The organism is Streptomyces sp. NPDC048295, assembly GCF_040652135.1.
GTDB lineage: Bacteria > Actinomycetota > Actinomycetes > Streptomycetales > Streptomycetaceae > Streptomyces.
Genome location: NZ_JBEZLL010000026.1, coordinates 25109 through 38638, shown reverse-complemented (window position 1 = coordinate 38638; position 13530 = coordinate 25109). Strand labels below are relative to the sequence as shown.

Annotated in this window: 9 protein-coding genes; 1 reads left to right on the top strand and 8 read right to left on the bottom strand. The window is 72.2% G+C overall.

The window, feature by feature from the left end; genetic code table 11:
• The first annotated feature begins 45 nt into the window (after positions 1-45).
• Positions 46-1698: a helix-turn-helix domain-containing protein gene (locus tag AB0D53_RS31255; RefSeq protein WP_362452464.1), complete on the top strand. Its 1653-nt coding sequence runs from the start codon at positions 46-48 to the stop codon at positions 1696-1698.
• Positions 1699-1741: 43 nt separating this feature from the next.
• Here AB0D53_RS31255 and AB0D53_RS31250 read toward each other — a convergent pair whose 3' ends face one another.
• From AB0D53_RS31250 to AB0D53_RS31215, 8 genes are all read right to left on the bottom strand, one after another.
• Entirely contained in the window at positions 1742-3826 is a 2085-nt protein-coding gene (locus AB0D53_RS31250) for a prolyl oligopeptidase family serine peptidase (protein WP_362452463.1), read from the bottom strand.
• On the bottom strand, positions 3823-5031 hold the full coding sequence (locus AB0D53_RS31245) for an erythromycin esterase family protein (protein WP_362452462.1): 1209 nt from the start codon (positions 5029-5031) through the stop codon (positions 3823-3825). The genes AB0D53_RS31250 and AB0D53_RS31245 overlap by 4 nt, the downstream gene beginning before the upstream one ends.
• Before the next feature lie 18 nt (positions 5032-5049).
• Positions 5050-6909, bottom strand: coding sequence for an ABC transporter substrate-binding protein (locus AB0D53_RS31240; protein ID WP_362452461.1), 1860 nt, complete (start codon positions 6907-6909; stop codon positions 5050-5052).
• A gap of 33 nt (positions 6910-6942) precedes the next feature.
• Positions 6943-7824: an ABC transporter permease gene (locus AB0D53_RS31235; protein ID WP_362452460.1), complete on the bottom strand. Its 882-nt coding sequence runs from the start codon at positions 7822-7824 to the stop codon at positions 6943-6945.
• Positions 7821-8771, bottom strand: a complete 951-nt coding sequence (locus AB0D53_RS31230) for an ABC transporter permease (RefSeq protein WP_362452459.1) — start codon at positions 8769-8771, stop codon at positions 7821-7823. Before AB0D53_RS31230 ends, AB0D53_RS31235 begins: the two co-directional genes overlap by 4 nt.
• Entirely contained in the window at positions 8768-10894 is a 2127-nt protein-coding gene (locus AB0D53_RS31225; RefSeq protein WP_362452457.1) for an ABC transporter ATP-binding protein, read from the bottom strand. Before AB0D53_RS31225 ends, AB0D53_RS31230 begins: the two co-directional genes overlap by 4 nt.
• Positions 10895-11018: 124 nt before the next feature.
• The gene (locus AB0D53_RS31220) at positions 11019-12050 is read right to left on the bottom strand and encodes a dipeptidase (protein WP_362452455.1); all 1032 of its coding nucleotides are present in this window, start codon (positions 12048-12050) and stop codon (positions 11019-11021) included.
• On the bottom strand, positions 12047-13432 hold the full coding sequence (locus tag AB0D53_RS31215; protein WP_362452453.1) for a serine hydrolase domain-containing protein: 1386 nt from the start codon (positions 13430-13432) through the stop codon (positions 12047-12049). Before AB0D53_RS31215 ends, AB0D53_RS31220 begins: the two co-directional genes overlap by 4 nt.
• Between the last annotated feature and the right edge of the window lie 98 nt (positions 13433-13530).

Sequence of the window (13530 nt, the reverse complement as noted above, 5' to 3'; positions counted from 1 at the left end):
CGAACTCCGGCCGCACAGCTCCGCGCTACGTTCTGCGCTGTGCTCATGCCTGTGACCAGACTCCCCCGGGCCGGCCTCGGACGGGTACTCGAGGAGCTCGGCTCCACCCTGCTCGACGTCGTCTGCGGCGACGCCGAGCGCGCCGGTGACATCGGCGGGGTCGTCATCCACGACCCGCTCGACGAACCCGAACTCCCGGACCGGGCCCTGGTCCTCGGCGTCGCCCTGCGCGAGCCGGACGACATCGCCCGCGTCCTCACCCGGCTCGGCGAGCGCGGCGCCGTGGCCCTCGTGGTGCGCGCGCCCGTCGTCGCCGACGACGTGCTGGCGAAGGCCGTCGCGTCGTCGGGCGTGGTGCTGCTCGCCTTCACGCGCGGCGCTTCCTGGACCCATCTGGCGGGGATGCTGCGCACCCTCACCAGCAGCGACGGCCCCGAGGGGCCGGCGGCGGGCCGGATCGAGTCCGGTGACCTGTTCGCCGTCGCCAACGCCATCGCGGCGCTGCTCGACGCCCCCGTCACCATCGAGGACCGCAACTCACGGCTGCTCGCGTTCTCCAGCCGTCAGGAGGACGTGGACCACTCACGGGTCCAGACGATCCTGGGCCGTCAGGTCCCCGAGCACTACACCCGCATCCTCAAGGAGCGCGGTGTGTTCCAGACGATCTACCGCAGCGACCGTCCGGTGCACGTCGCCGAACTGCCCGAGCCGGAGGGCACGGACCAGCCGCGTGAGCTGCCGCGTGCGGCGATCGCGGTGCGGGCCGGGGACGAGATCCTCGGCACGATCTGGGTGGTGGTGTCCGAGCCGTTGAGCGAGGACCGCAGCGAGGCGCTCTACGAGGCGTCGAAGCTGGTGGCGATGCACATGGTGTGGCAGCGCGCCGACGCCGACATGGAGCGGCGCAAACGGGCGGAGCTGCTCGCCACGGCGCTGGAGAGCGGCCCGGGCACCCCGGAGGCGATCCACCGGCTCGGTCTGAAGGACGAGCCGTCCGTGGTGCTCGCGCTCACCGTCGTGGACTCCGCGAGCGAGCACCGGCTGCCCGCCCGCACGGCCACCGAACGCAAACGCCTCGCCGACGCCTTCGACATGCACCTGGCCGCGGTCCATCCACGCGCCACCGCGGCGCTGATCGGCGACATCGCCTACGGCGTCCTGCCTCAGCTGTCGCAGGACCGGCACGAGGCCGAGGAGCGGGCAGCCAGGATCGCCACCGAGTTCCTCGCCCGGGTGGGCTCACAGCTGCGTCCGCTGATCGGCGTGGGCCCCTACGCGGACGACGCGTCGGCGCTCGCCCGCTCGCGAACCGGCGCCGAGCGGGCCCTGCGGGTGCTCCGCTCGGGCGGCCCGGCGCGGCAGGTCGCCCGCCTGGACGACATCCATGTCGAGGCGCTGCTCTGCGAACTCGCCGACCTCGTCCCGCGGGGTGATCTGCCGAGCGGGGCCGTCGCCCGCGTCATCGCCTACGACGCGACGCACGAGACGAACCTCCTGGAGACGCTGCGGCAGTGGCTCGATGCGTTCGGCGACGTCGCGACGGCGGCCGCCGCGATGTTCGTCCACCCCAACACGTTCCGCTACCGCCTGCGACGGGCGGCCGAGGTCGGCCGGATCGACCTCGACGACCGCTCCGCGCGTCTGTCGGCCATGCTCCAGCTGCACCTGATGGCGCTCAGAGACGCTCCGGGCCGCTGAGCGGGCCCGCCCGCCGGGCCTCCGTCCGGACCGGGGAACCGGATCAGGAACCGCCGGGCACCCCTGCCGTCCGGCCGGCGGACGGCACTCCGTCCAGGCCGAGGACTCCGATCAGGAAGGCCAGCCACTCGGCGTCCTGCGCGACGGCGACCTCGGGCGAGGTGGCCGCGCCGTGTCCCGCCTGGTCGAAGACGTGCAGCACGATCGGCGCGTCCCCCCGCTGCGCCGCCTGCAGCCGTGCCGTGAACTTGCGCGCGTGCCACGGCGCGCACCGCGGATCGGCCGCCCCGGCCTGGACGTAGACGGCGGGGAAGTCGCCGGGTTCGATCAGGTGGTAGGGCGAGAGGCCCAGCAGGCGCCGGACGTCGCCGGGGTCGTCGGGATCGGCCCACGCTTTGCGGATCACGAAGTTCAGATAGGGGTCGCGGATGCCGCCGAGGAGGTCGAGGAGCGGGGCCAGCGGCAGCACGGCGCACCACAGGTCGGGCCGCCTGGTGACGGCGATCCCGCACATGAGGCCGCCGTCCGAGCCGCCGGACAGGGCGAGCCGGCCGGGCGCGGTGAGCCCGGAGCCGATCAGGTGCTCCGCCACCGCGACCAGGTCCTGGTCGCGCACCTGCTTGTGTTCCCGGTGCGCGGCCAGGTGCCAGTCCCGGCCGAACTCGCCGCCGCCGCGCAGGTGTGCCTGGACGAGGACGCCGCCCGCCGCCACGAACGCGGCCATCTCCGGCTGGTACTGCGGCAGCAGCGGCACGTTGGCCGCCCCGTACGCGGAGATCAGGGTCGGCGCGGGCCCGTCCGGACGGCTGCCCCCCGGACGTACCACGTGGTACGGGATCTCCGTGCCGTCGGCGGCGACGGCATGCTCGTACGTGACCTCGGCGACGAGGGTGACCGCGGGTGCGGACAGTGTCTCGACGCCGGACTCCCCCGGCCGGTGCCGGTAGACGCCCCAGGAGCTGGTCAGGGTGGAGAACGCGAACACGAAGTCGTCCGTCGGCGGGCCCACGGCCAGCCCGGTCAGGGCGAAGAACGGGGCGGACAGCGCGCCCTTCCCCGGCAACGGCATCTCTCCGGTGACGACACCGTCGTGATCGATGACGCGCACCCGGGCGTGGGTCCGGTCGAACTCGCTGAGGTAGAGGTGTTCGCCGACCGGGGTCAGCGACCGCAGCACCGTCTCGCCCTCGGGCACCAACTCCGTCCAGGTGGACGGGTCGTGGGGATTGCCGGCGCCGAGGTCGAGGGCGACGACCCGTCCGCGCGGTGCGTCCACGTCGGTGACCGCGATGTAGCGGTCGCCGACGATGTGCCCGGCGACGGTGCCGGCGCAGTCGGTGAGGAAGGGCCGCCACGGGGCTCCGGGACGGGTCAGGTCGCGTACGGCGACCGGGACGGGGCTGCCCACCCGGTGGCTGGCGACGGCCCAGCGGCCGTCGGCGGAGAGCTGCACGAGGGTGTACTCACGGGAGCCCGCGCCCACCGGTACCGGCTCCACCGCCGTCGCGGCCGCACGGTCTGCCGTGGCGAGCCGGTGCAGGTACACGGCCTGCCGGAACTCCTGCGGAGTGCCGGTCAGGGCGAAGAAGTAGAAGCCGCTGCTGTCCGGCAGCCAGGAGACCCCGCCGGCCCACGCGCTGTGCAGGACCTGCGGCGGCGCGCCGTCGAGCAGGCGCCCCGAGTCCGCTTCGACGAGCCGCACGGTGTTGTGCTCGCTGCCGTCGGTGCAGACGCCGAGCGCGAGCACCCGGCCGTCCGGGGAGGGCGCGAACCACGACAGCACAGCCGGCCCGGACGCGGCGAGGTCGACGACCGTACGGCCCGGGCCGTACGGTTCCCCGGCCACGACGAGGGCGGTCCCCTCCGCACGGAACCAGCGGCCCGACGCGTGGCGTGGCAGCGGGGGCCGGGCGCCCGCGTCGTAGGTCTCGATCAGATCGTGCACGGCGGCGGGGTCCTGGTTCCGGTAGGCGGTCGACGTGGCGAGCCGGGCCTGTTCCCGCTGCCATCGCCGCACCTCGTCCGTCTCCCCCTCCAGCCACCGGTAGGGGTCGGGCACCCGGAGCCCCGCGACCTCCTCGAAGGCGTCGACGGTCCGTGCGGGCCGGAGCGGGCTGCTGCTGTTCACCGGGATGTCTCCTCGTGCTGCGCGGAACGGGCGTCGGCGAATTCGGCGCGGGTTCTCTCGAACGCGCCGGGGGTCCTGCTCACCCGCCGGAAGTGGAGCAGCGCGTCGTAGGCGGCCGGGAAGTCGTCCACCGGATCGAGCCCGCCGCCGGCGAGGGTGCCGTGCACGCCGTCGAAGAACCCGGGGGGCGCGTCGCACGTGGTGAGGAGGGCCGCCCGGGGCCCCAGGTGTTCCAGGCGGGACTCGACGCTCGCAGGGACGAGCACTCGCCGCCCGAGAGTGACGTCGCAGTCGAAGGGGCGCGGGGAACGCTGGGTGAACCGGACCTCCGGCCCGGATCCGTACGTCATGCCGACCACGACGAGGTCCGCTCCCAGCGTGGGTGAGAGGAGGCTGCCCAGAGTGGGGCGGCCGTGGAACGGTGTGCGGCGCACATGGGAGTTGTGGGCGCTCACCACGACACGCGCTTCGCGCTCCAGGACCCATCGCACACTCCGGGCCATGAACTCCTCGCGCGGATAGGGAAGTTCGGGAGGGGGTGTCCCGGTCAGCTCGGCCGCGAAGGCTTCCAGCGAGGCCCCGCACCGAGCGAGGACGCCGGAGCCGTGCCGGCGGGCACGGTGCGCCAGCCGCTGCATGCTGTCGAGCAGCCGGGCTCGTTCCGCGGAGTCCATCGCCGCGTACCGGACCGCCGCCCGCGACCGCTCCCCCAGGTCGCTCAGAGCCAGCAGCGCCGCGTCCCCGGGCTGTGCGGGCAGCCGGTCGAGGCAGGCACGGACCGCGGACAGCGGTGAGGTGGACGATCCCGGCAGGTCCATCCCGTAGAAGGAGACCGTCCCCTCCCCGGTGGTGTTGTGCCGCCGCATCCAGCGCAGCTGGCGCCGCATCGGCTCGCACTCCCCGAAGCGGTAGGTGATGCCCGTCCTGCTGACGTCCTGCACGCGCCCCGGTCCGCCGTGGACCCAGGCGTCGACGCCGAGCCCCTCCGCGAATCCGGACTCCAGGACGAGTCCGGTGAACCCGCACTCCCGCACCAGGTACCGGAACAGCCGGTCCCTGAGCCCGTAGAACTCGGTGATGTTGTGACCGCCCTCGCCGAGCGCCACCACCCGTGCGTCACCGACGATTTCACGCAGCCGTGTCACGTCGGACGGACTCACCGCCTTGCCGAGCGGCCTGCCCGGCGCTTCCCTGTGCGTGTTCATGACGACCAGTCCCCTTCGTCAGCGGTGGAAGTACCAGAGTTCCGGCGTGTACAGGAAGGACAGCAGCGACCGGAACGAAGCCGGCGGCCCGGAGAGGGAGTCCTTCCACACCACGAGCGTGTGCGGAGTGGGGAAGTAGAGCACGGGGAGGTCCTCGCCGAGGTGGGTCACCTCGTCCGCCAGAGCGCCGGAGTCCGCTCCGAAGGTCGATGCGTTGATCAACTTGTCCCCCTCGGCATCCCGGTATCCGCCGAGGTTGAAGCTGCCTCCGGTGTTGAACACGGTGTTGCTGCTCGGATAGCCGGCCGCCAGGTACAGCGGCCCGTAGTCCTGCGCGGCCCACTTGTCCTTGTTGGCGGGCGCGAAGGAGTTGCCGTAGTTGCTGTACAGGTAGTTGAGCGACTTGGTGTCCAGCGTGATCCTGATGCCGAGCTTCTTCGCCTCCGAGGCGAACGCGATGTCCCGGGCGCCCACGTAGGCCGGGGTGCTCGCGGAGGCCAGTGCGAAGTCGATCGCCTGCCCGCGCGGGATTCCGGCCCCGCACTCATCCGCACCGGTCCCCGGGCGGACGCAGGTGGTGGTGCCGCCCGGTGCCACCTTCCAGCCGTGACCGGTGAGCAGCTTCTTCGCGGCGGCCGGGTCGTACGGGTAGGGCGCCTTGTTCCCGAAGGCCGGCGGGTAGGGGGAGTCGCTGCCCGCGGGGCTGTAGTTGACGGAGGCAGCCCCGCTGTACACGCCGCGGCTGCGGACGTAGCCGTCCTGGTCGATGAGGTGCTGCAGGGCCTGTCGCACGTACCGCTGCGCGATCACCTTGTCGAAGTTGCCGGTGGTGTTCTCGAAGTTGAGGGTCAGCGGGTCGAAGCGGGCGGGGGCCGCGGCGCCGTACACGTGGTAGCCCTGCTTCTTCAGCGCGCCGATCTGCATGATGAAGCTGGAGTCCAGCGTCCCCACGGTCAGGTTGCCGGCCTTGAACTGGTTGAGGACGGCCGAGGCGGAGGTGAACGACTTGAAGTCGACCTGGTCCAGGCGCGCGTCACCGGGGCCGCTGTAGTTCCGGTTGGGGACCAGGGTGTACGAGCCGGTGGTGGGGTCGAAGCTCTTCAGCCGGTACGGGCCGTTGACGATCTGCCACAGCGGGTTCCCCGCGAAGGTGGCCGGGGTCTGCGACTGCCTGGTGAGGTAGCGGTAGACGGCCGCGGCGTTCTTCGGCCGTGTGTAGTCCAGGTGCGGTCCTCCGGTGCGGGCGATGCTCCACTCCTTGGCGGGCATCACGTACAGCAGGGTCAGCATGGACATCAGATAGGACGGGTTGTAGGCCGTCTCCGTGGTCAGCGTGAGCCGGTGGGACGAGCTCGCCTTCACCGTCACGCCGTCGGGGAACTGGCCGGGGGTGTAGAAGCTCCAGTTGGCCGGGCTCTCCTTGATCGCCGCCTTGAGCAGGGCCAGCGAGAAGACGACGTCGTCGGCGGTGACCGGCCGGCCGTTGGACCACTCGTAGTTCTTCATCTCGATGGCCGCCGTCCGGCGGTCGTCGCTGTACCGCGGCGGCTCGGCCAGGCTCAGCGAGGCGTCCGTCACCTGGTCGCCCTCGCCGCTGGGGCGGTAGAGGGAGCGCCAGAGGATCCCCTTCGCGATGGCGGTGCCGTTGGCGGAGGCCGGCGGATACGGGTAGATGTAGTTCGGGGTGAGGCCCGGGGTCAGCGCGACGGTGACGGTGCCGCCGTCCTTGGGGCTGCCGGATTCCCGGGGAAGGGTCTGGTAGCCGCCCCGGAGGGCCTTCTCCAGGTCGCCGCCGCCGCAGGCCGTGGTGAGAAGGGCGAGGACGGCTACGAGCACCGCGAGGCGACGTCCCCGCGCCGTGCCGGGCAGATGTGTCATGAGGGGCTCCCTGCGAAGAGTGGACGGGGTGGTTCAGTCGGCACGGCGGCCGAGGGCGTCGCGCAGCGCGTCGGCCAGGAGGTTGAGCCCGAGGACGGTGAGGACGATGCACAGGCCGACGGGGTAGACCAGCCACCAGTAGCCGGCCGAGAGATACGTCGCACCGTCGGCGAGCTGGCTGCCCCAGTCGGCGGTCGGGTACGTCAGGCCGAAGCCCAGGAAACCGAGGGCGGCGACGACCAGGATCGCGTCGGCGACCTGGAAGGTGATCACTACGACGATCACGCCGAGCGCGTTGGGGACGAGGTGGGTGAACAGGAGCCGGCGGCGGGAGGCACCCATCACTCGCGCTGCCAGGACGAACTCCCGCACCCGCAGGGTCAGGACCTCGCCGCGTACCAGGCGGGCCGAAACCAGCCAGGAGAAGGCGCCGATGACCAGGCTCAGCGAGACGGCGTTCGCGTGGAACCGCGCCGAGAGGATCAGCACGAAGAAGAGGAAGGGAATCGAGAGGAGGGTGTCGACCACCCGCATCAGGAACCCGTCGACGACACCGCCGGCGAGTCCGGCGACGGCACCGTAGACCGTCCCGATGACGGTGGCGAACACGGCCGAGAGCAGTCCGATCTGCAGGGACACCCGGCCGCCCGCCATCAGCCGGCCGAGCACGTCGAAGCCCTTGAGGTCGGTGCCGAGGGGATGCGCGGCGCTGGGCGGCAGCGCGGCGTTGACCAGGTCCACGTCGGTCTGGTCGGTGCGGTGGAGCAGGGGGCCGAGGAGGCAGAAGGCGACGACGAGGACGAGGAGCAGTCCGCCCACGAGTCCGAGAGGGGGGTTGCGCACGGTGCGAAGGGCGCGCTGCACGCCGAACCGTTTCCCCGGACCGGTCAGGGCAGGAGCGTGGGTTGAGGTCATTTCTCCAGCTCGATTCGGCGGTCGGCGGCTGCCACCGCGAGGTCGGCGCCGAAGCTGCCGGCCACGGTGAGGACGCCGCCGATCAAGGTGTAGGCGAGGAGCACCGGGTAGTCCTCCTGCTGGAGGCTGTTGAGGAACAGCAGCCCGAGACCCGGGTAGTTGAAGAGCGATTCGACGATCAGGTTCCCGGCGAGCAGGCTCGGGACGAGCGTGCCGACCAGGGTGATCAGCGGCAGGCAGGCGTTGCGCAGCAGGTGCCGCCGGAGCACGAGGCGCTCCGGGAGCCCCTTGGCCCGCGCGACCCGGATGTAGTCCTGCCCGAGCTGTTCGAGCGCCGAGGAGCGCTGGTACTGCGAGAAGATCGCCACGCTGGTGACGGCGAGCGTGATCACCGGCAGGGCCATCGCCCTCGGGTCGGTGAACACCACCCACGCCGAGTGCGACGACGACGCCTCTGCGGGGAACAGCGGCAGGGTCTGGCTGAACACCGCGATCAGGACGAGCCCCAGCAGGAAAGACGGCGTCGCGTACAGCACGTAGGAGACGGCCGTGGTGGCGCGGTCGACGACCCTGCCCTTGCGGACCGCCTGCAGGATCCCGAGCGGAACGGCGATCAGCAGGGCGAGCAGCAGCCCGGCGAGCGAGAGCATCGCGCTGCGGGCCGCGTGCTGGCCGAGGACCGTTGCCACGTTCTCGTTCAGCTTGTACGACCTGCCGAGGTCGCCGTGGGCGAGCTGGTCCAGGTAGCCGAAGTACTGGACGACGACCGGACGGTCGAATCCGTGCTCATGGTTGAAGTCGGCGACGGCCTCGGGCGAGGCCCGCTGTCCGAGGATCACGCGGCCCGGGTCCTCGGAGACCACGTGCAGCAGGAAGAAGACGATCGCGGAGATCCCCAGCAGAACGACGGCGGATATCGCCAGCCGCCGGACGATGTACCAGGTCATGCGTGTTCCTCTCCTCGCCGGTGGGTCTCCGGCCGGGTGCCTCGGAGTGCTGCGGCGGTCTCCTCCGGCTCCCACAGGGGGTGGTGGCAGGCGACCTGGTGGGTACCGCCGAGGGACGCCGGTTCGGGTTCCGTCGCCGCGCACAGCCCGGTGGCCCGTGCGCACCGGGTGCGGAAACGGCAGCCGCTGGGCGGGTCGACGGGACTGGGCAGTTCACCGCGGATCCGGGTGCCGGCCGACGGCTTCGGGGCGGCGGGGTCGGCCTCGGGGACGGCCGCGAGCAGGCCGGCGGTGTAGGGGTGGGCCGGGGCTCCGTACACCTCGTCGGCGGTGCCGGTCTCGACCAGCTTGCCGAGGTACATCACGCCCACCCGGTCGGCCAGGTAGCGCACCACGGCCAGGTCGTGGGAGATCACCACGCTGCTCAGGGCGCGTTCGCGCTGGACTCCGCGCATCAGGTTGAGCACCTGGGAGCGGACGGACACGTCGAGGGCGCTGACCGGCTCGTCCGCGACCAGGACCGTGGGGTCCAGGGCCAGCGCGCGGGCCAGGCCCACCCGCTGGCGCTGTCCGCCGGACAGTTCGTGCGGGTAGCGCTCCAGGACACTCGCGGGCAGGCCCACGTCACCGAGGAGTTCACGGGTCCGGGCGGTGCGCGCGGCACGGCTGCCGACGCCCTGGATCGCCAGGGGCTCGCGCAGGATGGTGCCGATGCGCATCCGGGGATCGAGGGAGGCGTTCGAGTCCTGGAACATCATCTGCAACTTGGCGCGCTGCGGCGCCAGTTCACGGGTGCTCATCCGGGTCACCGGCGCGCCGTCGAAGACCACCTCACCCCCGGTGGGCCGGGCGAGCGCCACCAGCATCCGGCCGAGCGAGGACTTCCCGCAGCCCGACTCCCCGACCAAGCCGAACGTCTCGCCCGGCGCCACGTCGAAGCTCACGCCGGAGACCGCCTTGACGGTGCGGCGGCGCCCCAGGAGGCCCTGGCGTCCCAGGGGGTACTCCAGGCGGAGGTCGACGACCCGGAGCCGGGGCTCCGGGGCGGGCACGGCCGCGGGTGTCCGGACGGACACGGCGGCAGCGGCGGCGTGGGACCGCTCCTGCCCCTCCTCGACCGGGTGCCAGCAGGCGTGAGTGTGCCCGTTCTCCGCCGCGGTGACCGGCGGCCGCTCCTCGTGGCAGCGCTCGGTGGCCGCCGCACAGCGCGGAGCGAAGGCGCAGCCCGGGGTGGGTGCGGCCAGGTCCGGTGGGGCCCCGGGAATGCTGGAGAGGCGTTCGTTCCGGTCCTGGGCGAGTGACGGGATCGAGGACAGCAGCGCGTGGGTGTAGCGGTGCCGAGTGTGCCGGAACAGATCGGGGGTGGGGCCGGTCTCGGCCAGGCTCCCGGCGTACATCACACCCACCCGGTCGGCGTGCCGGGCGATCACGCCCATGTCGTGGGTGATGAGGATCATCGCCATGCCGAGCCGCGAGCGCAGCTCGTCCAGGAGGTCGAGGATCTCCGCCTGGACGGAGACATCGAGCGCGGTGGTCGGCTCGTCCGCGATGACCACCTTCGGTTCGCACACCAGGGCCATCGCGATCATCACGCGCTGCCGCATCCCGCCGGAGAGCTGGTGCGGATAGTCGTCGAGCCGCTCGACCGGCCTCGGTATCCCGACCAGGCCGAGCATCTCCGCGGCCCGTTCCCGTGCGGCCCGCCGGGACGTGCCGCGGTGCCACCGCAGGGGTTCGGCGATCTGCTCGCCGATGCTGCGGGTGGGGTTCAGTGCCGTCGACGAGTCCTGGAACACCATCGCGATGTCGTCGCCGCGCAGCTGCCGGTACCGGGCGGCCGGCAGCCCGACCAGTTCGGTCCCTTCGAAGTCGACGGATCCGCCGGTCACCCGGCCGCCGGACGGCAGCATCCCCATCACCGCCAGGCCGGTCATGGACTTGCCCGAACCGGTCTCCCCGACGATGCCGAGGGTCTCGCCCCGGTCGAGGGAGAGCGTCACGCCGGACACCGGCCGGACGGTCCGGTCGCCGCGCCGGATCTCCACCGACAGATCGCTGATCGTCAGCACGCGGCCGCTGTCCGCGGACTCACGCGCGCTCTTTGCACCGTCGCTCGGGCGCACGGGGTACCTCCCTTTCCTCTTCCTCGACCACCCGACGATTTTGAGACACCTGTTCCAGGCGTCGTTCGTCGGCTTCACTGAACCTGGGAGCGTGCGCCGGTCCGATCGCACGAAGGGGTACCGGTCAGGCCGGACGGCCCAGTTCCGCCCGCAGCAGACGCCGTACGTTCTCGCCGAGCACCGCGACGATGTCCTGCTCGGCCCAGCCACGCCGCTGCAGCGCCTCGGTGACCAGGGGGAGCCCGGCCGGCCCTTCGAGTCCGGGCAGGTAGGCGTCGGCCGGCACGCCCTGGACGAAGTCGGGGGCGCAGCACGGTGGGGTGGTGTCGGCGAGTACTTCCTTGACGAAGTCGGGTCCGAGGCCGACGTGGGCAATTCCGGCCACCGAGGCGATGTGCTCGATGTGGTCGACCAGCCGGTCCACCCGGTAGTCACTCGCGTGCAGATACGGCGCGAAGAAGTTCACGCACACGACTCCGCCGCCCGCGGCCACGCCCCGGATCTGCTCGTCCGTCAGGTTCCGGTGGTGGTCGAACAGGGCCCGCGCGCTGGAATGCGTCGCGACCACCGGCCGTGACGCCAGCTCCAGGACGTGTTCGACGCCGGCCGCGCCGAGATGGCTGATGTCGAAGAGCATGCCGAGACGTTCCATCTCGGACAGCGCCTCGATGCCGGCCCGGGTCAGCCGTCCGCCCGTCGCGTCCTCGCCGCTGCCGTCGGCCAGGGCGGTGCGCCCGAAGTGCGCCAGGGAGGCGATCCGCACCCCGAGCCGGAACAGCGTCTCCAGGAGTTCCACGTCCTCGCCGACGCCGGGCGCGCTCTCCAGCGCAAGGACGAGGGCGATCCGGTCCTGCGCCAGGGCCCGGTCGATCTGCGCACCGTCCAGGCACAGTGCGACGGCGTCGGGGTTGCCCTCCGCCAGCCGGTGGGCCGCCTCGATCATCCGCAGCGTGCGCCGCAGCGCCCCCTCGGGCCGGTACGCGTCCTCGACGAACACGGGCAGCGCCTGCAGGTCCACTCCCCCGGCGCGCAGCTGCGGCAGCCAGCGCTCCCGGAAGAACGCCGCCCAGCGGTCCACGGGCCGGGCGGCCACGGCGCACAGCAGGTCGTTGTGCAGGTCGGCGACGACGGCGCGCCGGTGCAGGTCGTCCGTCACGGCGTCCTCCGCTCGGCGCGGCCGTTGTGCAGGTACGACGCGCGCCCGTGGCCGTCGTCGCCGAGGAAGGCGAGCGGTGCGTGGCTGCCGCGCTCCGCTTCCACCGGGATCACGGTGTCGCCGCGCAGGCCGACGAGTTCCGTGCGGTAGGACGGTTCGTCCAGGTCCGCGGCGACGCCCAGCGGCTGACGCTCCAGCCACAGCCGTCCCGCCGCGTCCTGGCTCACCGTGGTCCGCGCGGTGCTCGACGTGTAGGTGCCGGTGTACCGGGACGCGTGCGGAACGGGCGCGTCCCGGTCCGGGACCGACGGCGCGGGCGGCGTGATGCCGGCCAGGTCCCCCAGGACCCGCTCGGTGATCCGCGCCTGGAGCCGCCGCGACAGGCCGCCGTTGGTGAGCACCGCCACCGCGATGTCCCGCTCCGGTACCAGGCGCAGGAACGCCGACTGGCCGATGGTGTTCCCGTCGTGCCCGACGACGGTGGGCCCCGACAGGTCGAAGAGCTCCCAGCCCAGCCCCCAGGCCGCGCCCTGCTCGATGTCGGGCTGCGTGACGTGCGGCTGCTGCATGGCCCGGACGGTCTCGGGACGCAGCAGGCGTCCGCCGTCCGGTCCCGTGCCCCCGGCAAGATGCATCCCCGCGAAGGCAAGCAGGTCTCGGGCGCTCATCGCCAGCATCGACCCGGCCGGCGCGTTCGAACGGGCCAGCGCCCACACCGGCGTCGGCTCCAACGGCTCCCCCACGTGCCCGACGGCCGTGCGGTGCACGATCGCCTCGTACGGATCGCTCGCGGTGTGGCTCATCCCCAGCGGCCCGAACACGTACCGGCGGGCACACACGTCGAACGGCTGCTTCCGCAGGACTTCCACGATCCGGCCGAGCAGGCAGTACCCGGCGTTGTTGTACGAGAACATCTCGCCCGGCGGGAAGAGCTGCGGCACGTCCCGCAGCACTCCCACGTACCGCTCCAGGCAGTCGTCGCCCTTCCCGGTGTCCGTGAAGATGTCGCCCTCGAACCCGGCGGTGTGGCTGAGCAGCCGGCGCGGCGTGACCCGGCGGCCCGCCTCCGCGTCGGCGATCCGGAACTCCGGCAGCACGTCCACCACAGGGAGGTCCAGGTCCAGCAGCCCCTCCTCGACCAGCTGCATGACCAGCGTCGCGGTCACCACCTTCGTGATCGACCCGATCTGGAACAGCGAGTCCACCGTGGCCCGGACCCCCGTGCCCGTACTGAGCACCCCGGCCGCCGCCTCCACGTACCTGCCCCCGGCCCGCACGGCCACGGCGGCCCCCGGCACCTGGCACTCGTCGATCAGCCCCGGCAGACTCTCACGCAGCCACACACCGATATCGCCCTGCTCCGATCCGGCAGACTCCCGCACGGTTTCCCTCCCCTGCTCGATTGCCAGGGAGCATATGACCTGCGGAAACCCAGATTTTCGTCCGTCCCCACCAGGGAGTGGCCCGGGAACTGTGCGCT

Bases quoted from the DNA above. Each gene is read 5' to 3' on its own strand.
- AB0D53_RS31255 (WP_362452464.1), top strand. From the start codon at position 46: ATGCCTGTGACCAGACTCCCCCGGGCCGGCCTCGGACGGGTACTCGAG.
- AB0D53_RS31245 (WP_362452462.1), bottom strand. From the start codon at position 5,031: ATGAACACGCACAGGGAAGCGCCGGGCAGGCCGCTCGGCAAGGCGGTG.
- AB0D53_RS31240 (WP_362452461.1), bottom strand. From the start codon at position 6,909: ATGACACATCTGCCCGGCACGGCGCGGGGACGTCGCCTCGCGGTGCTC.
- AB0D53_RS31235 (WP_362452460.1), bottom strand. From the start codon at position 7,824: ATGACCTCAACCCACGCTCCTGCCCTGACCGGTCCGGGGAAACGGTTC.
- AB0D53_RS31230 (WP_362452459.1), bottom strand. From the start codon at position 8,771: ATGACCTGGTACATCGTCCGGCGGCTGGCGATATCCGCCGTCGTTCTG.